Here is a 24,071-nt window from a genome sequence, read left to right on the forward strand (position 1 = left end):
TATTAAATTTAAAATTTGCTTAAGCTACTACGAGGTCAGCCTTAATGAATCCCATGCATCATTTTCTTCAGAATTGGAGTAATCAATATCAGCACAAGACCTGCCGCAGCCGGCATTACCGCAAATATTCCAAAGAAATATGACAAGGAATGTTCTTCAGCAATCCTATCAATCAATCCGCCACCAAATCCGGCCAATCCATTTGCTATTCCAGATGCTAAAAACCAAAGTCCAAAAATCAATCCTACGAATTTTTTAGGTGAAAGCTTACTAACATAAGACAGACCAACGGGCGACAGACACAACTCTCCAGTAGTATGGAAAAAATAAGCCGCGATTAACCAAATCATGCTTACTGAGGCGGTTTGCGCACCTTGTGGAATATCCTTGGCACCATAGGCCAAAACAGCGAATCCAACGCCAACCAAGATCAATCCCAGTGCAAATTTGATAGGCCCTGCAGGATTCCATACTTTTTCCCACATTTTACTAAAAAACGAAGCTAAAGTAATAATGAAGAAGGAGTTCAGAATTTGGAACCAAGACGCCGTAACTTCCGTTTCAATAGCATTGAATTCACGTCCAATTTTCCAAAGACCAAGTCCCCAAACAATTAAAAACGATATGGCAGTGAAAATTATAGTGGTAGGATATTTAGCATAAATCCGTTTCCCTAATGACCACAAAACGTAAGTCACAATAACCAAGGGGAACAATGTCAACAGAGCATCAACCCACATAAAGATAGTTCCAGCATTTCCTGGCAGTACACGTTGGGTATAATCCAAAGCAAAAATACTCATCGATCCTCCAGCCTGTTCGAAGGAAAGAAAGAAAAATATACTAAAAAACATGAAGACACCCACAACAATCAAACGATCTCTAACCACGTTTTTAGGGAGTTCTTCTACTTCTTCTTCAACACCCGTTTTAACTGATTCCTTATGCTCTTTTGGAGATTCTCCTACGACTCCAAATAACTTGGTGGCAAAATAAAATTGCAGTCCACCAAACATCATGAATACTCCAGCCAAACCGAAACCATAGTGCCATCCTACTTTTTCTCCAATATAGCCACATAACAACATTCCTAAGAAGGCTCCAGCATTAATACCCATATAGAAAATAGTATATCCAGCATCCTTTTTAGTACTATTGTCAGGATATAATTGACCTACCATGGAGGAAATATTAGGCTTAAACATCCCATTTCCTAAAATCATTAATCCAAGTCCAATATAAAAGAAGTTTGGACTAATCACTTCTAAAGCCATGGAAGCATGTCCCAAGGTCATAATAACTGCACCCAATACAATAGCTTTTCTAAAACCAGTTATTTTATCGGCTATAATTCCACCTAACAACGGCGTAAAATAGACCAACATGGTATAAAGTCCAAAGAGATTCATGGCTTCTGATCGGGTCCATTCCCATCCGCCATCAGCCACTTGACTAACCAAAAATATTACGAGCAACGCACGCATTCCATAATAACTAAAACGCTCCCACATTTCTGTGAAAAACAACACGAATAGTCCTGCTGGATGTCCCATTACCATTTTGTCATCTATCCCTTGTTTGGCAAGATGCGTGATTAATCCTAGATCTTTTCCTTCACTCATAAGTTCTCTTTTTTATAAATTTTCTTTAATATAGTTAGTCATTTTGGTGTATAAATGCAGTCTGGTATTTCCACCGTAAATACCGTGATTCTTATCAGGATAAATCATCCATTCAAACTGTTTATTGGCTTGTATTAATGCTTCTACCATCTGCATGGTATTTTGAACATGTACATTATCATCTGCTGATCCATGGATCAATAAGAAATTACCTTTCAATTTATCAACATGAAATATAGGTGAGTTGTCGTCGTAACCTGAAGGGTTTTCTTGAGGCGTGGTCATATAACGTTCTGTATAAATTGTGTCATAATATCTCCAACTGGTTACCGGTGCCACCGCAATGGCCATTTTAAAGACATCATTACCTTTAAATAGTGCGTTACTGCTCATGAATCCGCCGTAACTCCATCCCCATATTCCCATTCTGTTTTGATCGATATAATTCAGAGCTCCTAATTGTTTTGCTGCTTGGATTTGGTCTTCCACTTCGTATTTACCCAATTCATTTTGCGTCACTTTTTTAAAGTCGGCGCCTTTAAATCCGGTTCCTCTACCATCTACACATGCAACGATATAGCCTTTTTGAGCTAAAAAGTAGTACCAATAATCATTGGCAGCATGCCATGTATTCTTAACAGATTGTGAACCTGGACCAGAATATTGAAACATGAATAATGGGTAGGTTTTTGAGGCATCAAAGTCGTTTGGCTTGATCATCCACATGTTCAAATCATTTCCATTAACGGCAATGGTGCTAAATTCTTTTTTGGGAAGATTATAGGCTTCTAAATTTTTCTCTAAAGAAGAATTCTCTTTGATCACTTTAACCAACTTACCGTCTTTTGCGGTATGCAAGGTATATTCAGGAGCCTTTGTAGAACTTGAAAACGTATTGATAAAGTAGGTGAAATCGGCGCTGAAATCGGCTGAGTTTGTTCCTTCATTTTGAGTGAGTCTCTTTTTATTATTTCCGTCAATTCTGATGGAATAGACATCTCTATTAATGGAGCCGTTTTCAACCGACTGATAAAACACCGTGTTGTTTTTCTCGTCAAACCCATAATAGTTGGTCACTTCCCATGGGCCTTTGGTGACCTGATTGATCAATTTCCCATCTTTTGAATAGTGATAGATATGATTGTAACCATCGGTTTCTGAAGTCCAAATAAAGCTATTATCCTTCAAAAAGGTGAGATTATCCGTCACATCAATATAGGCTTTATCTTTTTCAGCAAGCACCAATTTAGAACTCATGTTGTTGGCGCTAATCATCCATAAATCGAGTTCATTTTGATGTCTGTTGGTGTATTGGGCGCTAAGCACATTGGCATCATTAGTCCATTCAATGCGTGGAATATAAAAATCAGAATAAGGTTTTGAAAGTTTTACATCATTGATTTTTTTGGATTTCAAATCATAAATGTGAAGTGAGACAAGCGCATTGGCTTCTCCTGCTTTTGGATATTTAAAAACGTCTTGCTCAGGATATAAACCCTGTCCGTACACATCCATTGAAAACTCTGGCACTTCGGTTTCATCAAAACGGATGAACGCAAGATAGCTCCCATCGGCATTCCATTCAAAAGCACGAACAAAAGCGAACTCTTCTTCGTATACCCAATCTGTAATACCGTTGATGATTTTATTTTTCTCACCGTCAAAGGTAATTTGGGTGGTTTGATTGCTTTCGAAATCTTTGATGTACAGATTGTTATTAAAACCATAAGCCACTTTCTTCCCATCAGGAGACAAGGTTGGTTCCTGTATTTTTTCATCGGAAATTTTAGCCAACGCCTTCGTTTTGATATCATAAACGTAGAATACACCTAATGTCGATCGGCGGAAGATAGGCTCTACCTCAGTGGCCAAAATAATTTTACTTTCGTCTTTACTAAACGTATAGTCTGAAAAGTACTTTATGGCCTCCAAATCGGATGATTTCACCAAAGTTTCAACTTTAGATAATGTTTTATAATCGTAAACATCTATTGCTGTTGAACCTTGTTCAAAATTTAATACGGCGTACTGTTTTCCGTTATTCATGGAATGCAAAGACTGCATTCCTTCGGTTCTAAACGTACCATTCCAGATGGCATCGAGAGTGATTTCCTTGTTTTGGGCTGAGGTTAAAACAGTTACCAAAAGACAGATAAACAAGGAGCTTTTCAAATATTTCATTAAGGGATTTCTTTTTGATAAAATGCTGTCAAGTTTACTAAAAATAATGCAAAAACACTAACCTTTAATAGTTAAAAGCGCAAAGCTCTAATTTGTGACTTTATATTCATGTCAAGAATAGTATCTTTGTATTTATAAACATTCCTTATGCGCAAACCAATAAACGGCTTTTCAAAACTATCAAAATTAGATAAAATTGAATGGATTACGGAAACTTATTTTCAAGATGCCAACGCTGCAAAACAAGCCATTAAACAATATTGGAATTCCGATAAAAAGTTGCAACAACTTCATGATGAATTTATTGAAAACACCATAACCAATTATTATTTGCCCTTTGGTGTCGCACCCAACTTTTTAATCAATGGTAAATTATATACCATTCCTATGGCTATTGAAGAAAGCTCTGTTGTGGCCGCAGCAAGTAATGCTGCCAAGTTTTGGTTACATCGTGGCGGATTTAAAACCGAAGTGATTTCAACCACAAAAATTGGGCAAGTCCATTTTATGTACAGCGGAGGTTTTGACAAACTGCAAAAATTCTTTGCTGCCGTAAAACCAAAACTCATTGAAGAGACCCGGCACATTACCCAAAGCATGAAAAAACGTGGTGGCGGTATTTTGGATATCAAGTTAATGGACAAGACTGAAGAGTTAAAGGATTACTACCAGCTACATGCCACATTTGAAACATTGGATGCGATGGGCGCCAACTTCATCAACTCATGCTTGGAACAATTTGCAAAAACCTTTAAAACTGAAGCCCTTCATTTTGAGTCCTTTTCAGAGCCGGAAAATCATATCCAAATAGTCATGAGTATTTTGTCCAACTATGTACCCGATTGCCTGGTAAGAGTTGAGGTCTCTTGTCCTGTTGAAGATTTAAATCACAAATCATTGGTAGCCTCCGAAGAATTTGCACATAAATTTATTCAAGCGATCAAGATTGCCGAAATAGAACCTTATAGAGCCGTCACACACAACAAAGGCATCATGAATGGTATTGATGCGGTTGTTCTTGCCACAGGCAACGACTTTAGGGCTGTAGAAGCTGGTGTACATGCTTACGCTGCAAGAGATGGGAAGTATAGCAGCTTGTCTCATGCGGAAGTAAAAGATGGGATCTTTAAATTTTGGATGGAAATCCCTTTGGCGCTTGGTACTGTTGGCGGATTGACCAATTTACATCCTTTGGTGAAAATAGCTTTAGAAATGCTTGGAAATCCATCGGCCAAAGAACTCATGCAAATTGTGGCCGCGGCTGGTTTGGCCCAGAATTTCGCAGCTTTACGTTCTTTGACCACCACAGGAATTCAAGAAGGCCATATGAAAATGCACTTGATGAACATGCTTAATCAACTCAATGCCACCAATCACGAGAAGGAGCAAATAGTGGCACATTTTAAGAAGAACACGGTAACACATAGTGCGGTGGAAGCAGCCTTGAACAACTTGAGGATGCTAGCCAACGAATAATAAAATTCCAATAATCAAAATCCAAATTCCAATTGACAGATATTGAAAGCTCAAAAATTCTATAGCAACGGAAAGTTACTCCTTACGGGAGAATATCTTGTTCTTGATGGCGCGCTTGCTTTGGCCATACCAACCAAACACGGTCAATCGCTGACGGTTGAGCCATCGGAAGCGTCCCAGTTGGAATGGGAAAGTTTTGGCCATGATGGCCAATTATGGTTTGAAACTCATCTTTCAATGCGCGATGGATTTCAAATTTCAACTACGAAAGACGATCCTATTGTCGATCGGTTATTACAAATTCTTAAAGCTACAAAAAAATACAATCCAACTTTCCTAAATGGGGAAAGGGGATTTAAAGTAAAGACCCAACTGAATTTCCCAAGAAATTGGGGTCTTGGGACGTCCTCTACACTTATCAATAATATTGCCCAATGGGCAAGTATTGATCCTTACAAATTGCTGGAAGATACGTTTGGTGGCAGCGGCTACGATATTGCCTGTGCCATGCACAATGTGCCGATAACTTATCAGCTCGAACAAAACGGCAGGACTATTATTGAAAGGAATTTTAATCCAGAGTTTAAAGAACACTTGTTTTTTGTATTTCTCAATAAAAAACAGAACAGTAGAGACGGAATTGCTACCTACCAAAGGAACAAAAGCAACACCGCTCTAGCACTTTCTGAAATCAATGCCATTACCAATGACATGATCAGTTGCACTAATTTAGAAAACTTCCAGTTTTTGATGCAAAGCCATGAATCCATTGTCTCGAAAATAATTAAACAAAAACCTGTCAAAGAAACGCTATTTAAAGACTTTGAGGGGAGCGTTAAAAGCCTTGGGGCTTGGGGTGGTGATTTTGTGCTGGTAGCCTCTGAAGATCGTCCAGAAGCCTATTTTAAGGAGAGAGGATTTGATACGATCATTCCTTATGGTGATATGGTATTGTGACACATAGAATAAATACGAAATCCGTGAAATATTGAAGACTCGAACTTCATTGCAAATCTTGATATAAAATGGAGCTATTACACAAAGGTTCACAAAGAAGACACGAAGTTACACAAAGGAAACTCTAAATGGATTAACGAGTTTTGATTGATGATTTTTGATTTACGAAAAAAAAGAAATTCGATTGCACAAAGAGTCCTATCCATTTTAAAAGTACATTCCCTTCTACTAACTATTGAAAGCTCTAGTTATATTGTAAATCTCAATTTAAAATTAGTGAAATTATCGACTTCTAAAAATCCGTGTAATCCGTGAAATTCGTGTCTGAAAAAAAGAAGTAAGAATTAAGATGAAATCCGTGAAATATTAAGGACTCAAACTTCATTGTAAATCTTGAAATAAAATGGAGCTATTACACAAAGGTTCACAAAGTAGATACGAAGTTACACAAAGGAAATTCTAAATGGATTAACGAGTTTTGATTGATGATTTTTGATTTACGATTTAAAATCAGTGAAATTATCGACTTTTAAGAATCCGTGTAATCCGTGAAATTCGTGTCTAAAAAAAGCAAGAATTAAGACGAAATCCGTGAAATTATCAACTTCTAAAAATCTGTGCAATATCTAACCCCATTATCGGGAGGTGTCAAAAAAAAAGAGGCCTTAAAATTTAAGACCTCCTGTTATTATATATCTTTAAAAACTACTAATAAAACGTAGCTCTATTGTCAACAATATCCGCAGCTTGTTTTAGGGCTTCATAAGAATTAATTTGTGCAGAATTCAATCGTGAACCGTTCAAACGATTAGCAATGGCTTGGTAATTATCCAATTTTGGAGCGGGTGTCTTTTTGGTCACTTCAACCATAAATACGCCTTTATTACCATCGATCAATTTAGAAGTTTCACCTTCTTTTAAACCGAAAGCTGTACCTACTACTTTAGGCTCCAAACCAGCACCTGATAAGGTTGGGTTTTTCATATTGATACCGTTTGCAGTGGATACCGACAAATTTTGACTTTGCGCTACGGCATCTACAGTGGCACCAGAGATTTTCTCACGGATCAATTTCGCCTTTTTCTCTTTTCTGATCTCAGGAATAACAATCGCTGAGGCAGCCTCAGGAGTCATCAGTCCTTTTTTGTTGACACTAGTGACCTGAACAACGGCATAACCAACTCCAGGAATTGAAAAACGCTTGTAATCTCCAACTTTCGTTCCCTTTTCAAAAGCCCAACGTACAATTGTTCTTTGGCTTCCCAATCCAGGAATATTTTCATCAAGTTCCTTGATATTGTTTACAGGCTTCATCTCTACACCATTTTCTTTTGCGACATCTTGAAAATCATTTTTCTGAAGTGCAATTTCAAACTTAGAAGTTCTGTTGAAAACATCATCAATCGTAGTTTCAGACGGCTCAATTCTTTGCGCAAGCGTGGCTACTTTAACCATACGCTTCTTAGCTTTTTGATCTAAGATTTCAATCACGTGGAAACCGAAATCAGTTTTCACAACGCCCATATCGCCTTTATTGTTTTCAAAAGTATAATCTCTAAACTCTGGCACCATAGAATTATATTCGTACCAATCTAAAACACCGTCTTGCTCATTACTGACTTTATCGATAGAGAAATCTAATAAATCGACAAATTTAGACCGATCCTTTTTAATGATATTCAACAAACTATCGGCAGTAGCTTTTGCGGCTTCCTCTGTTTGGGTGGTTTCCATATCTGCAGCACGAGATCCTATAAATGGAATCAATATATGTCTTGACTTAACCGAATCTGGCATAAACTTCTCCTCAACCACCTTGGTGATTTTAAACATCCCATTGTCTTTGTAAGGGCCATAATACTGACCTACACTTAGGTTAAAAATACTGTCTTGGGCAACATCTGGCAAACTTGATTTTGTCACATAAGTATTTGTGTACTTTATATCGGAGTTTGCATTAATAAAGCCTTCTATATCCTTAGTAGCTTTCAAGCCGACTACGGTATCAGTCAATTTAGAAACCTCATTGTATTCCACTCTCGTATTTAACAAGGCAGCAACATTATCTCTAACCGATTTTTCATCTTCTAAAGACGCAGCTTCCTGAAATTGCACAAAATAAATATCTCTTGAAGCCTCAACTTCAAATTTCTTTTTGTGTTTACTGATATAATCTGAAATCTCCGATTTCGAAACTTTAACCAAGCTGTCAGAAATTGAAGTGTAAGGTACATTTACAAATTTCACATCAACACTGGCACTTTCCATGTCATATTCAACTTCCGCTTCAGAAAGTGTTGCACCAACACCTGCTTTCACCAAATTAAAATAAGTTTGCTCCTTTGCACTGATGGCAATAGAACCCTCATTACTAACCCACTCGTTATAATTGATTTGGAAATTTCCTAACTGAGCTCTCTCTGGTGAGATAGCCTTTAAATTAGCTATAAACTCATTTAATCTGTTTTCGTCAAAAATTCCAGCTTCATTTGTGAATTCTGGAAACTCTGCAAAGTTATTTCTTAAAAGGTTTCTCATTTGATCCTTTTCAACAGAAAGTCCCAATCCTTCAAACTGATTCTCCATTACAGCACGTCTTACCTCCTGCTCCCAAACTCTATTCATGGTTTGCGTTGTGGTACTGCCTGGACCCATTTGACGTTGCATGTTCTCAACACGGCTCATAAAGTCCTCACGATTGATGTCATTGCCATTAATAGTGGCGATGGTATCTTGTGAGTCTCCAAAAGCACTACTGTTCTGAAACAAATCAGAAAGCACAAAAGCGAACAACGCCAATGCGATTATTACAATCAGGAAAATAGAACGTTGTCTAATTTTATTTAAAACTGCCATTTTATTGTATAAGTTAGAAAATATAAGTGCGCGAAAATACCAATTTCTATCAAATAATAAAAGTAGAAGACCATTTTATTAAATTAATCTTGAATTGTTTGTGATTGATCGCAGGCGGAAGTCAGTTTATCCTGAAGAAAAGTGATGTTTTTAGATGAGTGATTACTGAAAAAGCTGTTTTACGGAGTTCTGTTGGAAAAGAATAAGATTCTGGTTACCGATGATGGATATCCAAAGATTGAAGATTATCGTTCCTATCGATCGTCTCCTTTTCTAACTCGATAAAGCTCAAGCGGACGTTCTGAGTGGGTTATGTTAGGTTACTAGAGATTGAAAACTGAGAATCTTCAAAACTAAAAGCTATCACGCAGAGATCCACAAAGAAGACACAGAGATTCACAAAGGCCTGCTGCCAAGAACTGACTACTAAACACTGTACACTGATTACTATAGACTGCATACTGCTTACTGAAGACTGCTATTACGCAGAGGCACACAAAGAAGGCACAAAAGTTACACAAAGGCCAGCTGCCAAGAACTGACTACTGAACACTGTACACTGCTTACTGAAAACTGCCCACTGAACCCTAATCCTCATCCAACACCTTAAGCGCTACTAAATCAATCTTTGTAGTGGAGACTTCCAAAATCGTAAAAAGATAGTTTTCTATTTGGATCTGGTCGTTCACATGGGGAATCTCTTCGGTTTCGTCAACGATCAACCCACCTAAAGTTTCATAATTTTCACCTTCTGGAAGGTCTAATTTATAGGCTTCATTGATATAATCAACTTCCAAACGTGCTGAAAACTTATAATTGTTCTCATCTATTTTCTCCTCAATCAATTCCATGGTATCGTGCTCATCTTCAATCTCTCCAAACAACTCCTCAATAATGTCTTCCACGGTTATAATTCCCGAGGTACCACCATACTCGTCAATGACCACAGAAATACTTTTTCGTTTTTTGGTAAGCACGTTCAACACATCCTTGACCAACATAGTTTCAGGCACAAATTCGACACCCCTAACTACAGATTTGATGTCTTTTGGCTTTTTGAACAGCTCAAAGGAATGGACATATCCTACAATATCATCCACTGAGTCTTTGTACACCAAAATCTTGGACAACCCAGAAGAGGTGAAGAGGGCTCTTATATTCTTAATGGGTTCATTAATGTCTACCGCAATGATTTCTGTACGTGGCAGCATGACTTCCCGAGCTTTTACTTCAGAAAAATCGAGAGCATTCTGGAAAATCTGAATCTCACTATCCACCTCATCATGTTCTTCTACAGATTCCATTTGTTCACTAATATAGTTCCCCAATTCCACTTTGGTCATGACCAATTGCACATCCTCTTTGCCTGTTTTAAAAAAGCGTTTTAGAATCATATTAGAAATCCAAATGACAAAATCAGAAACCCAAGAGAATAATCCATAAAAAAAGTACGCAGGTACTGCTAATATTTTAAGAAGGGAGTTGGCGTAAATCTGAAAGAATACCTTGGGAAGAAATTCGGCAGTAATCAATATCAATAATGTTGAAATGACAGTTTGAGTGAGCAAGCTCAGATCACTTAACATATAATTCAAAAAAGCGTAATCTGTAGGTAAAATGTCCTTGAACCATTTCACCAATTTATCACCCATCAAAAACCCATAGATCACCAAAGCTATATTATTACCAATTAGCATTGTGGCAATAAATTTGGAGGGTTTAGCGGTAAGTTTTGTGAGGGTTTTGGCTAAAAAATCATTTTGCTTTTTGGCAATCTCTATGTGAATTTTATTCGAAGACACATAGGCAATTTCCATACCCGAGAAAAAAGCTGATAAAATAAGTGACAGAATAATGATAAGCGCATTACCGTCCATATATTATTGGTTATTGTTCATTTTCTTTCTGAAATGCTTTTTGAAGAAATACATTCCAACAGCCATAAGTGCGAATACTAACAGCATAATTGCTTTGCCATTATCTTCATTCCACCATCTTACCGACTCGTATATAAAAAATACAGCGATGAATAAGTAAGCGTATTGAATAACTTTATGAATCGTTTTCATGGGTGATTTTAATTTAGCGACAAAGATAATCAATTATTTATCTGAACATGATATTAATGGTTTTTTTGAAACCAACCATTTACGATAGCTTTGAATGAAATCAGGAAATTTGAGAGTGATATCGGCAATAGGAAGCCATATCATTTAGAGAGATGTTTCGTCATCCAAATACACCGTACTTGTCACTTCACTAATACCAAAGCTGGTAAAATCGCGGTTAGAATCAAAAGCGTTTCCGGTAACTATTTTAGTAGGCGACACGTATCTTACGGGTTTGTTTGAAAACACCCAATCACGTTTTTGGTCATAAAACAACTGTTCTGCAAAAATACTGTCCTTTGTTTCGGTAGTAATAAGGACATTTCCTCTTAAATCAATCAAGTCTGTATTGTTATACACTATAGCATAATCAGCAATGATGATGCTTTTTTTATCACGCTCATCAAAAATATGGAGAGTAACGCCATCAGGAAACTCATTATAAGAAAATTCCCTGTTGGAAAAATCCAGCATTTTAGGACTGATCAAATTGGCTTTTAAACGTCCAGAATCGGTGTATTTGAGATTCATATGTTCTGCAACCCCGATAGGTTCATTTTGTCGAATACCTATTTGCTGTACTTCCTTAAAGTTGTTTTTACATGAAAAAAACATAGTCACAGCAAACGCTGTGACTATGTAGAATAAATTATATGATGATTTAAAGTTCATTTATATTTTTGGAACGGTAACACTTAACCCAATCCAGCATCCAATTCTTATCGTTTCCCCACCATTTCCAGCAGTAAAAATATCAGCTCTTTGAGGGGCTTTCCCATCATAACTAGCGGCCAAACCTTCAGCATATGATCTCAAGTTAGCATCTACTCTTCCTGCTTTTCTTGCTTCGCTAGCTGCCAACCAGAAAACTGCTCTTTTGTTAAAGGTGGTATCTCCACAATTGTTTGCACTTGCGGCATACATGTGTGCAATTTCAACATGTGCTCTTCCATTTGATGGATTCAGTTCCACTGATTTTTGGTAATAATTTCTAGCTGCACCATAATTTCCTTGAGATTTTAAACTATTGCCAAAACGCATTGCCAATCTTGATTTTTTCAATGGATCTTTTTCAAGATCATAAGATTGATCTAAATATGGTTTTGCTTCTCTTTCCTTTCCTTGTTTCATCAAGAGATTATAGACAAAGAATTTTGTATCTGCAGATGGTGAAGACTCATCATAAGCTTTTACCAAGTCCGTATATAAAGGATCGTCTGTACATTCTTTGTTATACATTCTGCTTACAGCACGTTTTAACCATACAGCGTCAGTTTTAAACTTGTCAAAATCTCTTTTATATAATGGAATCAATACTTCACAATTGGCCAAAATACCAAGCTTACCGTCAATACTACCTGAGATCTTCTCATAGTTCTCTAAGTAGTTTTCATATTGTTTTTTAAACTGAGCTTCTTTCTTGTCCAATTCTTTCCCATCTTCTTCTTTTTCAACAAGTGGAATCAACTTTTCAGTATAGTTATCAACCTCTTGACTGATTTTATCGGTGACATCATCATATTTATTAAACACGTCCAAAACCTCTACCTCTTTGGCATCGTGCATATCTACAATAGTAGAAAAATATGCATATAACCCTTTTGGATTGGTAAAACTTTCAGGTGATTTTTTATAAAGCTCGTCAAACGCATCATAAACTTGTTTGTTGCTATAACCCAAAGCATCCTTGTAATCCAATTTCAACATGGCTTTATCCTGAAGATTACCTCCAGCGGTGAACTTATCAGGAAAGTTGACAAGACCTTCATCCCAAAGCTTCATCAAATCATTGATGAAATTCACTTTTTCAGTTCCCGTAGCCTTTTCAATTTTGTCCTTTAAAATTCTATCGCCATAAAAATAAATAGCATAGTTGAATTTAGGGCATTTGTTACGGAGCTTCATAAATGGTTCATAAGCTTCGTCAAACTTTTTGTTTTTCGCATAATCGCTCATCATGGTCAGATTAAGCATGCATTCCTCGTCCTGCTGAGCAAAACCCACATTAAACCCCATGAACAAAGCAAGAAGTAATAAAGTAAATCGTGTTTTCATCTTATTAAATTTATTCTGTTAGTTATATTTCCGTTTATTGAACCATCGATCGTTTAAAGATAAACTAATTTGCAAATTCATAAAATTTTCTTGAATTAAATTTGCTTTCGTAGTTCCCCTTTTCCCAAACTCAAAACCAATGTTCGCATTTGAGAAGAAGTCTGCTCCAACTGGTAACCCAATCCCAAAAGACATGCCAAACTCATTAATGGTTTGATTATTTATCTCTAGCCCTGTATTTTCAAATCGCACACCAGCCCTATAAACAATTCGTTTCCAATAGCTTGAAAAGGATTTGTAGTCTGGAATATAAAATCCACCAACTGCAATTGTAGAAGCGTCTACAAACTCAGCATTGCCTATGGTAAAAATAGGGTTGTCAAATTCACTCGTTTTTTGAAACGTATATTCACCACCTGCAAACCATTTTTGTGGCACACCAACACCTGCACCAAAAGAGATCTGTGAAGGTAAGGTCAAATCTGTCGTTCTTAAATTCTGTGATTCCAAGTCAGCTTCAATGGTACTTATGGTTGCTTCTTGATTTGAAAAAGGGTCCACAACTACCGAAGAGAAGTAGCGTTCATTATCAGAATTAATATTACTTTTTGGCATATAAGTTAACGCTGTGGTTAACTGAAGCTTCTTAGTAAGCATTGTTTTATAGTTCATTCCAAAATTAAGATTGATACCGCTCAAATTTGAACGATTATTCTCTCTGGAATGGTATTGCAGAGGCTGTCCATCTTCATATCTAAACTGGAGCGCACTATTTTGAATATTCCCAAAATTATAGCTTGCATCAACACCAACTCCTAATTTAGGTGTGATTTGATAACCCAATCCTAGAAATGCTTTATTTAATCCACCTTGACCTCTAAAGCGCTGATCTAAACTCCCATCTGCATTGGACGACTCCAACTTATAGCCTACTGAAGTATATGGTACCAACCCAAATCCTAATCCGAATTTACCCATTGGCACAGCAAGCGCCATATAATCAAAAGTTGTTGAGTTTGCGGTTTGACTATCATCTTCTGTTTTTAGGTTCAAATGGCTTGAACTTCCACCTACCGTAAATTTCACAGGTCTGTTTTCATTGTTCCATACCTTAAGGTTATTACCAGCATAACCGGATGGATTACGGAAATTGACGTGGATGCTGTCCGTAAAAATACTTAAGCCACCCATACTTCTGTTTTCCACAGTCCCTTTAAATTTCAAACTTCCAATACCGTAAAAAGAATAAGGAGATGCTGAGCCGTCTTGCGCTTGCGCCTGAAATGCGAAAACGACGATGAAAACTATTACAAGTTTTTTTATCATTAGTGTGTATTATATTCTAAAATAAAGTTCAAACCCTCTAAAAGAAAATTCGAGTTGGCAAATATGCTATTTTTTAATTGCTTTGACAAGAAATTGGCGTCACCTCCTGTTAAAATAACTGTTAAATCTGAATACTCCTCTTGATATTCATCAATAACGCCATCAATTTCCTTGATTATCCCGTTCACTACACCAGAATGAATTGCGCCTGTAGTACTATCTCCAATGAGGGTTTCCGGCATTTCAGTATTTAATAACGGGAGATTTGCCGTAAAATTATGTAAACTCTTGTAGCGCAATCGGATTCCAGGAGAAATAGCACCTCCCAAATAATCGTTTTGTTGTGTTATAAAATCGTAAGTAATGCAACTACCTGCATCAATGATCAAAACATTCTGATTTGGATACTGCTTTACCGATGCTGCAACAAGTGCCATGCGATCTACGCCCATAGTGGTGGGTGTTTTATAGCGGTTTTGAAATGGAAATTTTAAATTGGAATCTAAAATGAGCACTTTGTATTTATTTTCGAGGTTGATGGTCACCTCTTTTGGCAATCTCCCCACCGAAGCAAGGATACATTTCTTTATTTTTGGGTAAATTTTTGAAATTTTTTTCTGTGTTTTTTCAAACTCAGAAAGTTCTACAATAAGCTTCTCTACAAGTTCATCTTCTTGAAAAACAGCAAATTTGACAAACGTGTTGCCCACATCAACAATTAAATTCATAGTTTAATTCTAAGCTGCAAATTTACAAAAGCAATTTTTATATCTTTTAGTTTTGCGAATAATAAAAATGCTTCTATATTTGCAACCTCATTAAACGAGACTGGTGCCTTAGCTCAGTTGGTAGAGCAAAGGACTGAAAATCCTTGTGTCCCTGGTTCGATTCCTGGAGGCACCACCATCAAAAACCCGAACATATGTTCGGGTTTTTTGGTTTTTTAAAATTTAGTCTTTTTTTGAAAGCGCACCCATAAATACACTAAACTTTGATAATCAACAATATACACACATAAAACATTGTCTTAAGTTTTTCAGTTTTCTCAAACGAAACTATTTTATACCTAAGATAAGAGCCAAAGGAATAAAAACACAGGACTAGAAAAACTTACAGGGGAGCAATTTTCTGAGAACATAAGCCACTATAAATCGCCTCATATTTAGCAGATAACTATTGTGATAATTTTGAAAAGCCATATCTTTCGATTGTAAATATTGAATCTTAAATCAGAATTTCAATTTTGCAAACTTCAGGTTGCATATGTAGATAAAACGTGTATTACATTGAGAAAATCCCAAATAAATAAGTAATTTCACATCATGAAAATCACAGTAATCAGTTTTGATTTTTGGCAATACGACGCACATATTGTGGACGTACTGCGGAAATCTGGCATAGATGCACATCATATCAATATTGGCGCCCATAAACATAAAAACACCGCCGCTAAAGTTCAAAACGCGCTTTCAAAAACTTTTTTGAATAAAAACTTAAAAAATATCGGGAGGCAAAATTTAATCTTAACCGAATTAAAAAAACTAGGAAAACAGGATCAAATCTTAGTTATCAATCCCGAATCGATTGCTGCAGAATATCACGAAGAAATCAGGAAGTACACGCCAAGATACATTGCCTATCTGTACGATAGTTTAGCGCGCTGTCCGGCAGAACATCTCCTCCATTTTTTCGATAAAGTATTTTCTTTTGACAAAACTGACGTTAATACTCATGGTTTTCAATTGATTACCAATTACAATTATCTTCCAGAAATACGTATTTCTAAAAACTCTAAATATGATTTGGTTTATCTCGCCTCTTTTGATGATCGCATCTCAATTGCAAAAGACATTGCAGAGAAAATAAGTGAATTCAATAAAACGTATCATTATTTGATAGTTGGAAACAGCTCCTGGAAAAAGAAATATTTCGGTTCCAAAAATCCAAATTGGTCTTTTACCAGTAAAAGATTAAATCATGAAAACATACCAAAATTTTACTCGGAAGGAAAAGTTGTTTTAGATTTAGTTAGAAAAAATCAAGATGGCCTAAGTTTCAGGATTTTTGAAGCGATGGCTTTGAAAAAGAAAATCATTACGAATAATGATACCATAAAAGATTATGCTTTTTACAAACCCGAAAATATTTTAATTATAAATGAAGACTTATCGAATTTAAATAAATCTTTTTTTGAAACAGATTATCAGGAATTAAAACCAGAAATTTATAATGAATACACTCTGGACAATTGGGTGAAAATTGTTTTTAATCTGAAATAAAAACATGCTTATGCGTGCGCAGATCTAACACAGATTTAAGACGCCAAAACCCTGAACATATGGGTGGCTAAATAATTATCTTTCTGCAACTACTGACATTGTCATGTGGCTCATGCCATTTCCTTCTCTACGAATTAAAACTTTTGATGATTTTAGGGAGATGTTTTTTGCTCTTTTACAGAAAAACATAAATTCCTAAAAGATTTTAGACAGAACCCTATAAAGTGAGAGTGATTATTTCCTTAAAAATAGTGTCTAAATTATTAATTTCTCACTCTAACATTCGTAACACTTTCGGATAATAAAGCCCCAACGCAAAACCTCTTACCACCACATAAAAGATAAACGATAACCATAAACCGGTATTGCCATAATGGTGCACCAAAATTATTCCCAGTCCAATAAAAGCAATCATAGACAATAAGGTTGCATTACGCATTTCCTTACTTCGGGTCACCCCAATAAATACGCCATCCAATTGGAAGGCTATAAAGGAAAATAAGATATAAAACACCGCATAATTTTTATAATCCGAAGCTATGGCTTGCACTTGAAGATCTTTGGTCAATAAGGGAATAATTGTATTACTACTTAAAAATACGATGAGCGCAAGCAACACTGCAGTGCCACCAGCCAACACCGTCGATTGCTTTACTTGAAGCATGAAAAGCGATTTATTTTTAGCTCCAAAAGCTTTCCCAGCCAGCATTTCTACCACATGTGCGTAGCCATCCAAAAAGAATGCGGACAGCGTTACAAATTGTAGTAACACATGATTGGCAGCAAGCGTATGATCTCCAAATTTAGCACCTTGATTAGCAAACCAAGCAAAGCCGCTCAGTAATGCCAAGGTTCTAATCATAATGTCTGAATTGACTTTAAATAAAGCGATTAACTTAGGCATGTCAAAAATCTGAGTTTTCAATTCCCGAACACGTTCCCAAGGTCGGTTAATTTCAAGCCTTTTAAACAAGATATATCCTGCAAAAAACAAGGTCAACCATTCTGCCAAAACCGTTCCGAGGGCAATACCCTTTACACCCATTCCAAAACCAACCACAAAAGTGACGTTAAACGCAATGTTTAACCCATTTAAAAACAGCTGCACCCAAAGTAGTCGCTTGGTCCATCCCATACCGATGAGCGTTCCCAATAATGAAAATGTAATCAAGGTTGCCGGCGCACCCCAGATACGGATGTAGAAATAATCCTTGACCAAATCCTTGATTTCATCACTCGCACTCAACAAATAAACCGATAGCTCTCCAATTAATTTCTGTAATATGACAAGCACCAAACCAATGGCAGCACCAAGAAAAACAGATCGGAACACCAACGCGTGCAGCTCATTATTATCTTCTGCACCTGAGGCTTGAGCAATAAATCCCGTAGTTCCCATTCTTAAAAAACCAAATCCCCAATACACAAAACTAAAAATCAGCGCGGCAAGGGCAATGGCACCTAAATCGGAAGCTGAGGCGGTTTGGCCTATCGCAGCGGTATCTGCCAATCCCAATAAGGGCACGGAGGCATTAGCAATGATGATTGGGATTGCCAATTTGATGATATAGAGGTAATTGTTTTGTTTCATTAAAGAAGTGATAGTGGATAAAAATCGCATCCGATTTAAACCTCAGCAAACCTACTTAACTTTTTAGGAAACACTTTAAAGAATTTTGATTTTTTGAGTCGATAAAATGCTATGACTACAATCAAATAAGTATTATTTTGTTACCATGTTAAAGCGCTAATGAATTTGTAAATTTGTATTGATGAGGATTTTAATTATAGAAGACGATTTACGTGTTGCCGAGCTTTTGCAAAGAGGCTTGGAAGAACACGGTTTTACAACAACCATTGCTTATGATGGAGTTTCAGGCAAAAAATTGGCATTGCAAAATGATTACGACCTCATCATCACCGATATTATCCTGCCAAAAATGGATGGCATCGATTTGTGTAAATTTATCAGACAATCCAAACCGAATATGCCCATCATCATGTTGACCGCTTTAGGCACCACCGATGATAAAGTAGATGGCTTTGATGCTGGTGCCGATGATTATCTGGTCAAGCCTTTTGAAATGCGCGAACTCGTAGCACGAATCCGAGCCTTGCTCAACAGACGTGCTAACAGCAATAACAACTCCATCACCATTCTCAATTATGAAGGTCTTGAAATGAATCTGCATACAAAAATGGTCAAGCGTAACGACCAGGATATCAGTTTAACGCCGAAAGAATTTAAGCTTTTGGAATATATGCTCCAAAATCCGGAGCGTGTGCTATCACGAACTGAAATTGCCAAAAAAGTCTGGGATACGCATTTTGATACCGGAACGAATTTCATCGATGTCTATATCAATTATTTACGCAGGAAAATAGACCGAGAATTTGAACATAAACTCATCCATACCAAATCTGGAATGGGTTTCGTATTGAAACGGGAAGACAATTGATTTTTTTTAAACAGACTAAAAGTCTGTTTAATTCGTGAAATAGATAGCGACATATTTTCTCGAAACTTTTTAGAAAGGAATCCATGAAAATCCGTGATCCCGATTGCTATCGGGACGTGTTTAAAACTTTTCCAGGATTGAGCGGTATACACTAAGCAAATGAGTTGAATTCAAAATGAGACTAATAAACACTTTTAATTTTTAATCAGTATTTTGAAAACCAGAACACGACTCGCCTTATTATTTACAGTAATCACTGCCACCATTCTATTTGCGTTTGCGGCAATTATCTACTATTCAACCCAAGAAAGTCGCGAACGTGAATTTTATGCATTGCTCAAAAAAGAAGCAGTCACGAAAGCCAATTTGTTTTTTAATGCAAAAGTAAATCCACAGACCCTACAGGATATTTACCGCAGTAATCGCCAAATTTTAAACGAAGTTGAAGTTGCTATTTACGATCAGTATTTCAATTTGTTGTACCATGATGCAATCGACATCGATTTTGTTAAGGAAACTAAACCAATGATTGACGACATCTACAAAAAAGGCGACATCAAATTCTATCAAGAAGGCTGGCAAGTGGTGGGAATGCGATTTGAGTTTGAAGATCAAACCTATATCATTACGGCTACTTCTTATGATCAATACGGCTATAATAAATTGAACAGCCTGCTTAAAACAAGCATTTTTGTTTTCGTTATTTCTATTGTTTTTATTTATATCGCTGGGGTTTTCTTTTCAAAGAAAGCGCTTGAGCCGATCAGTAAGATGACCGAAAAAGCACAGGACATCACCGCGACAAATTTAGATTTACGTCTGCCTTCCAAAGACAATAAAGATGAATTGTCCGAACTCGCACAAACTTTTAATGCGATGTTGGACCGGCTGGAACAATCTTTTGATGCCCAGAAACATTTTGTGTCGAACATTTCACATGAACTCCGAACGCCTTTAGCGGCAATCATTACGGAGTTGGAATTATCTCTCGGAAAAGAGCGGCAAAGTGAAGATTACAAACTCGCTATTCAAAACAGTTTAAAAGATGCCAAAAAGATTGTTCGGCTTTCCAACAGTCTTTTGGATATGGCGAAAGCGAGTTACGACCCTTCTGAAATTTCTTTTAAATCGGTGCGGATTGACGAGGTTTTATTGGACGCCAGACAGCAAGTGCAACAAGCAAATCCAAATTATAAAATCGACATTCACTTTGAAAACGATTTTGAAAACGATGCGCAAATCTCCATCAACGGGAATGAATATCTATTGAAAGTCGCTTTTGCAAATCTCTTTGAAAATGGCTGTAAGTTTTCGGAAGATCAGCATTCAAAAGCATCCATTCTCTTTAAAAACGATAGCATCCAATTGAAATTTTCAGATCACGGAATCGGGATTTCGGAAATTGATCTAAAAAACATCTTCAAACCTTTTTATCGCGGCGACAATCAGAAATTTGCCGACGGAAACGGGATTGGGTTACCATTGACGCAGAAAATAATTTGGCTGCATAAAGGAGCGATTTCTGTTAATTCTAAACTGGGTGAAGGGACGGATTTTTATGTTAGTTTTTCAAGTGAGTAGTCCTATCGTCACTTACAGATTGCTTCGTCGTGCCTCCTCGCAATGACGACTGTGAAGAAGTCGTTCCTCCTCGCAAGACGCTTTCATAGTTTCCGTCATTGCGAGGAGCAAAGAAAAAACATCCAAATCAAGGCAAAATTAGTGTGCGACGAAGCAATCTCATAAATCAAACTAAGCAAGTAATGTATATTGCCTATTCAATATTTCGGCATTTCAACTTACAGATTGCTTCGTCGTCCCTCCTCGCAATGACGCTTATAATCCGACAGCAATCCTTTTTCTAATGAAATTCTAATAATTTTCTATAACTCCTCTAACTGACAAATAGAGAAATGAGGTCAATCTTTGTAGTTCTATGCAAACCGCAGAAGAATTCACTAAAAAGCTGACATGACCTTCATTTTTAAAACATTTCTCTATTTAGCTATCGTTGTCGCAGGATTACAGCCTCTACATGCGCAAACACCATTCACTTTAGAAAAGGTCTTGAAAACGGCAAAGCTCAACAATCCGATTTTGAAATCTGAGCATTATAACGTGGCTATTGCCGAAAGCGATATCCTGAGTGCTGAGTTACGTCCGAATCTGGTGTTGAGTAACGAAACCATTCAGATCGCCAATTCATCAGATTTTGAGAATAGTACGAATTGGGGAAATCCTGAAAACCGTGAAGTCCTTTGGCAATTGTCCAAAACCTTCCAAATTATGGGTCAACGCAAAAACAAAATTGATGTCGCTCAGAAAAGCGCCCATTTATCTCAAAAAGAATACACCGAAATAGAAAGTGATATTCTTTTTGAAGTCGCCGAAAAATGGAACGAAGTCTGGACTGCACAAAAGCAATTGGAACTTATTAAATCGGCAAAAGACAATATTGATAGTTTGGTAATCACGAATCAGCATCGGTACAGAAATCAAGTGATTACGCAAACTGATGTTTTCCGAACGGAATTATTAGCCAAACAATACGCTTTACAATATACTACAGAGCGTCAAGAATTAGCCAATCGGAAAAAGGAACTTCAGTTTCTAATGGGTATTCAAGATACCATTCACATTGATACTTCAGAAGATCTTGGAAGGTACGGACTGACTTCTTTAAATGAATTGCAAGAGAAATCTTTAGCATTTCGAAGTACTATTCAATCCGCAAAATCTATGATTGAAGTTTCTGAAAGCAATATCCATCTGCAAAAAAGCATGGCATATCCGCAACCTGAAATCGGGGTAATTTATAACGTACAACACAAAATTCCACATGTTGGATTCGCTGCGTCGATAGATTTGCCGTTTTTTGATCGGAATCAAGGTGAAATCAAGAAATCCCTCATCCAAAGAGATCAGGCTGAACAGCAACTTTACACCTTGCAGACCCAACTTCAAACTGAAATTACCACGGCTTATGAGAGTCATCAAGTTCAGTTACAAAATATAGAAAGCTATCAATCGGTTTTGGGACAATCCCAAACCATTTTAGATAACATTAAGTACGCCTACCTCCGAGGAGGTACCAGCATCATCGATTTCTTGGAAGCCCAAAGTAATTGGCTGGAAACCCAGGAACAATACAACGCCGTTTTAGAGAAATACCGTCAAAGTCATATACAACTGCTTTATGTAGCAGGTTTAATCAATCAATTAGCCCAATAATGAAACACGCAATTTTCACAGCTTTTGTTTTACTCCTGTTGTCATCCTGTGGCAGCGAAACCAAAACAGAACAGACCCATAGAGCCTCACCAATTATCACTAATGGCGGGACAACCATTCAGTTTCCAGAAGCCGCACACCTGGAATTTTTCAAGACTGAGCATCTCAATAACGATACGCTTTCGGCAAAATTTACCGCACCGGCAAACGTCGCTGCCACCGTATTACCATCACGCGAAGGTGCGAGACAAAATCTGATTTTGTTCGAAAATCCTGAACTATCGAGCCATTACACACAGCTGAATCAATTACAGATCAGCATCAACCAAATTGCTAACGTGAACCTCAAGCAACGTCAGTTGGAATTGGAACGCACCAAGGATTTGAGTGCCCACGGTGTCGCAACAGGTCAGGATCTAATGGATGCTGAAAGCGCTTTGACGATGGAGCAAAGTTTACTTTCCAATGAGAACGCAGCCTTGACCGAACACGAATCCAAATTAATTTCCGAAGGATTCTCGGCTGATGTCTTGCGAAAAGCAAAAGCGGGAACGGCATTCCTCATCTGTGATATTCCGGAAAATCAAATTGGCAATATTGAAGAAGGTAGCAGTTGCGATATCAAATTCAATGCATTCCCGAATACTGAATTCACCGGAAAAGTGGATGCCATTGCCGATGTGGTCGATCATAGCACACGCATGGTGAAAGCGCGAATTATCGTTGACAATTCCTCGAAAAAATTAAAATCGGGCATGTTCGCCAATGTGAGTTTTGACATGAGCGACGACCATGATGTTAGTGTCAACAAGAATGCCTTAGTGACCGTTCAAGGCAAGCATTATGTATTTATAAAAACTTCCGAAAATGAATTTGAGCGTAAAGAAGTCAAAATCGGTCAACATATTGGCGATCGGATTATCATTTTTGATGGAATTTCTGCCGATGATGAAGTTGCTATTGAAGGCGTTCTACAACTCAAAGGTCTATCGTTCGGGTACTAAAATTTTTATGTCAGGTAGAGCACAGACGAATTCGAAATACATTTTGAATGAAGTTGCCTTATGCAGTAAGGCGAATGTCAGGTTGAGCGCAGTCGAAACCCTTTAAAAGCAATAACACGACAACTTGAACAACTAATAATCAAATTAAGATTAAATCATGTTACAAGCACAAATTTTCATCGATAAAGACGAACTCAAAGGCGTCAAACCTTTACACGAGTTTATTATGAATTTACTCATAGACAATGGGATTGCAGGCGCTACTTCCGTGATGGGATATTCTGGTTTCGGCAGACATCATCGACTGAAACAACCTTCCCGACTATTTTCATTTGATGAAGCGTCCATGCTCATCACATTTGTTGATTCTGAAGAAAAGGTAAAAACAACATTAAGTGTTCTCAGAGAACAGTATCGCGGCGGATTCATCATCACACATCGGGTTGATCTCTGGTAAATGCCAATCAGCTTTATGTGTTCCAAATAAAATATCTATAATTTATAAATCATCTTTATT

At 37.1% G+C, this 24,071-nt stretch carries 18 protein-coding genes and 1 tRNA gene; 9 read left to right on the top strand and 10 right to left on the bottom strand.

What is annotated here, in order from left to right:
• Positions 1-41: 41 nt before the first annotated feature.
• Positions 42-1,622 carry a peptide MFS transporter gene (locus ESZ48_RS10265; RefSeq protein ID WP_129017336.1) on the bottom strand — a complete coding sequence of 527 codons (1,581 nt, stop codon included), beginning with the start codon at positions 1,620-1,622 and terminating at the stop codon, positions 42-44.
• A 12-nt stretch (positions 1,623-1,634) separates the two neighbouring features.
• A complete protein-coding gene (locus tag ESZ48_RS10270; protein ID WP_129017338.1) occupies positions 1,635-3,803 on the bottom strand; it encodes a S9 family peptidase in 2,169 nt (722 codons plus the stop codon).
• A 147-nt stretch (positions 3,804-3,950) separates the two neighbouring features.
• On the opposite strand from ESZ48_RS10270, the gene ESZ48_RS10275 reads away from it, so the two are divergent.
• Positions 3,951-5,279 carry a hydroxymethylglutaryl-CoA reductase, degradative gene (locus ESZ48_RS10275; protein ID WP_129017340.1) on the top strand — a complete coding sequence of 443 codons (1,329 nt, stop codon included), beginning with the start codon at positions 3,951-3,953 and terminating at the stop codon, positions 5,277-5,279.
• 42 nt (positions 5,280-5,321) lie between these two features.
• On the top strand, positions 5,322-6,236 hold the full coding sequence (locus ESZ48_RS10280) for a GYDIA family GHMP kinase (protein WP_129017342.1): 915 nt from the start codon (positions 5,322-5,324) through the stop codon (positions 6,234-6,236).
• Positions 6,237-6,944: 708 nt separating this feature from the next.
• Here ESZ48_RS10280 and ESZ48_RS10285 read toward each other — a convergent pair.
• From ESZ48_RS10285 to ESZ48_RS10315, 7 genes are all read right to left on the bottom strand, one after another.
• On the bottom strand, positions 6,945-9,092 hold the full coding sequence (locus ESZ48_RS10285; RefSeq protein ID WP_129017344.1) for a peptidylprolyl isomerase: 2,148 nt from the start codon (positions 9,090-9,092) through the stop codon (positions 6,945-6,947).
• Between the two features lie 587 nt (positions 9,093-9,679).
• Positions 9,680-10,969, bottom strand: coding sequence for a hemolysin family protein (locus tag ESZ48_RS10290; RefSeq protein WP_129017346.1), 1,290 nt, complete (start codon positions 10,967-10,969; stop codon positions 9,680-9,682).
• A 3-nt stretch (positions 10,970-10,972) separates the two neighbouring features.
• Positions 10,973-11,161 carry a hypothetical protein gene (locus ESZ48_RS10295; RefSeq protein WP_129017348.1) on the bottom strand — a complete coding sequence of 63 codons (189 nt, stop codon included), beginning with the start codon at positions 11,159-11,161 and terminating at the stop codon, positions 10,973-10,975.
• 144 nt (positions 11,162-11,305) lie between these two features.
• Positions 11,306-11,872 (bottom strand): LPS export ABC transporter periplasmic protein LptC, encoded by a 567-nt coding sequence (gene lptC / locus ESZ48_RS10300; RefSeq protein ID WP_129017350.1) that lies wholly within the window; start codon positions 11,870-11,872, stop codon positions 11,306-11,308.
• Positions 11,873-13,255, bottom strand: coding sequence for a tetratricopeptide repeat protein (locus ESZ48_RS10305; protein ID WP_129017351.1), 1,383 nt, complete (start codon positions 13,253-13,255; stop codon positions 11,873-11,875).
• A gap of 18 nt (positions 13,256-13,273) precedes the next feature.
• On the bottom strand, positions 13,274-14,581 hold the full coding sequence (locus ESZ48_RS10310; RefSeq protein ID WP_129017353.1) for a hypothetical protein: 1,308 nt from the start codon (positions 14,579-14,581) through the stop codon (positions 13,274-13,276).
• Positions 14,581-15,309, bottom strand: coding sequence for a type III pantothenate kinase (locus tag ESZ48_RS10315; RefSeq protein ID WP_129017355.1), 729 nt, complete (start codon positions 15,307-15,309; stop codon positions 14,581-14,583). The genes ESZ48_RS10310 and ESZ48_RS10315 overlap by 1 nt, the downstream gene beginning before the upstream one ends.
• Before the next feature lie 102 nt (positions 15,310-15,411).
• Here ESZ48_RS10315 and ESZ48_RS10320 point away from each other — a divergent pair.
• A tRNA-Phe gene (locus ESZ48_RS10320) sits at positions 15,412-15,487 on the top strand.
• A 416-nt stretch (positions 15,488-15,903) separates the two neighbouring features.
• Positions 15,904-16,860: a glycosyltransferase family protein gene (locus ESZ48_RS10325; RefSeq protein WP_129017357.1), complete on the top strand. Its 957-nt coding sequence runs from the start codon at positions 15,904-15,906 to the stop codon at positions 16,858-16,860.
• Positions 16,861-17,131: 271 nt separating this feature from the next.
• Here ESZ48_RS10325 and ESZ48_RS10330 read toward each other — a convergent pair whose 3' ends face one another.
• Positions 17,132-18,451, bottom strand: coding sequence for an MATE family efflux transporter (locus tag ESZ48_RS10330; protein WP_129017359.1), 1,320 nt, complete (start codon positions 18,449-18,451; stop codon positions 17,132-17,134).
• Positions 18,452-18,632: 181 nt separating this feature from the next.
• Here ESZ48_RS10330 and ESZ48_RS10335 point away from each other — a divergent pair, with 181 nt between their 5' ends.
• The 5 genes from ESZ48_RS10335 to ESZ48_RS10355 all read left to right on the top strand — a co-directional run bounded on the left by ESZ48_RS10335 (position 18,633) and on the right by ESZ48_RS10355 (position 24,011).
• Entirely contained in the window at positions 18,633-19,319 is a 687-nt protein-coding gene (locus ESZ48_RS10335) for a response regulator transcription factor (protein ID WP_129017360.1), read from the top strand.
• Between the two features lie 213 nt (positions 19,320-19,532).
• Complete coding sequence (locus ESZ48_RS10340; RefSeq protein ID WP_129017362.1) at positions 19,533-20,900, top strand: HAMP domain-containing sensor histidine kinase; 1,368 nt, start codon at positions 19,533-19,535, stop codon at positions 20,898-20,900.
• A gap of 390 nt (positions 20,901-21,290) precedes the next feature.
• Positions 21,291-22,550, top strand: coding sequence for a TolC family protein (locus ESZ48_RS10345; RefSeq protein ID WP_129017363.1), 1,260 nt, complete (start codon positions 21,291-21,293; stop codon positions 22,548-22,550).
• Complete coding sequence (locus ESZ48_RS10350) at positions 22,550-23,554, top strand: efflux RND transporter periplasmic adaptor subunit (protein WP_129017365.1); 1,005 nt, start codon at positions 22,550-22,552, stop codon at positions 23,552-23,554. Before ESZ48_RS10345 ends, ESZ48_RS10350 begins: the two co-directional genes overlap by 1 nt.
• A gap of 157 nt (positions 23,555-23,711) precedes the next feature.
• Entirely contained in the window at positions 23,712-24,011 is a 300-nt protein-coding gene (locus ESZ48_RS10355) for a DUF190 domain-containing protein (RefSeq protein WP_129017367.1), read from the top strand.
• Positions 24,012-24,071: the final 60 nt, after the last annotated feature.

Origin of the sequence: Gelidibacter gilvus (assembly GCF_004115975.1) — a bacterium.
In the GTDB taxonomy this organism is placed as follows: Bacteria; Bacteroidota; Bacteroidia; order Flavobacteriales; family Flavobacteriaceae; genus Gelidibacter; species Gelidibacter gilvus.

What these genes read in the sequence shown, in the direction of transcription:
- ESZ48_RS10350 (WP_129017365.1), top strand. Translation starts at nt 22,550, where the DNA reads ATGAAACACGCAATTTTCACAGCTTTTGTTTTACTCCTGTTGTCATCC.
- ESZ48_RS10295 (WP_129017348.1), bottom strand. Translation starts at nt 11,161, where the DNA reads ATGAAAACGATTCATAAAGTTATTCAATACGCTTACTTATTCATCGCT.
- ESZ48_RS10345 (WP_129017363.1), top strand. Translation starts at nt 21,291, where the DNA reads ATGACCTTCATTTTTAAAACATTTCTCTATTTAGCTATCGTTGTCGCA.
- ESZ48_RS10275 (WP_129017340.1), top strand. Translation starts at nt 3,951, where the DNA reads ATGCGCAAACCAATAAACGGCTTTTCAAAACTATCAAAATTAGATAAA.
- lptC (WP_129017350.1), bottom strand. Translation starts at nt 11,872, where the DNA reads ATGAACTTTAAATCATCATATAATTTATTCTACATAGTCACAGCGTTT.
- ESZ48_RS10290 (WP_129017346.1), bottom strand. Translation starts at nt 10,969, where the DNA reads ATGGACGGTAATGCGCTTATCATTATTCTGTCACTTATTTTATCAGCT.
- ESZ48_RS10310 (WP_129017353.1), bottom strand. Translation starts at nt 14,581, where the DNA reads ATGATAAAAAAACTTGTAATAGTTTTCATCGTCGTTTTCGCATTTCAG.
- ESZ48_RS10355 (WP_129017367.1), top strand. Translation starts at nt 23,712, where the DNA reads ATGTTACAAGCACAAATTTTCATCGATAAAGACGAACTCAAAGGCGTC.
- ESZ48_RS10285 (WP_129017344.1), bottom strand. Translation starts at nt 9,092, where the DNA reads ATGGCAGTTTTAAATAAAATTAGACAACGTTCTATTTTCCTGATTGTA.
- ESZ48_RS10325 (WP_129017357.1), top strand. Translation starts at nt 15,904, where the DNA reads ATGAAAATCACAGTAATCAGTTTTGATTTTTGGCAATACGACGCACAT.
- ESZ48_RS10315 (WP_129017355.1), bottom strand. Translation starts at nt 15,309, where the DNA reads ATGAATTTAATTGTTGATGTGGGCAACACGTTTGTCAAATTTGCTGTT.
- ESZ48_RS10305 (WP_129017351.1), bottom strand. Translation starts at nt 13,255, where the DNA reads ATGAAAACACGATTTACTTTATTACTTCTTGCTTTGTTCATGGGGTTT.
- ESZ48_RS10265 (WP_129017336.1), bottom strand. Translation starts at nt 1,622, where the DNA reads ATGAGTGAAGGAAAAGATCTAGGATTAATCACGCATCTTGCCAAACAA.
- ESZ48_RS10330 (WP_129017359.1), bottom strand. Translation starts at nt 18,451, where the DNA reads ATGAAACAAAACAATTACCTCTATATCATCAAATTGGCAATCCCAATC.
- ESZ48_RS10335 (WP_129017360.1), top strand. Translation starts at nt 18,633, where the DNA reads ATGAGGATTTTAATTATAGAAGACGATTTACGTGTTGCCGAGCTTTTG.
- ESZ48_RS10270 (WP_129017338.1), bottom strand. Translation starts at nt 3,803, where the DNA reads ATGAAATATTTGAAAAGCTCCTTGTTTATCTGTCTTTTGGTAACTGTT.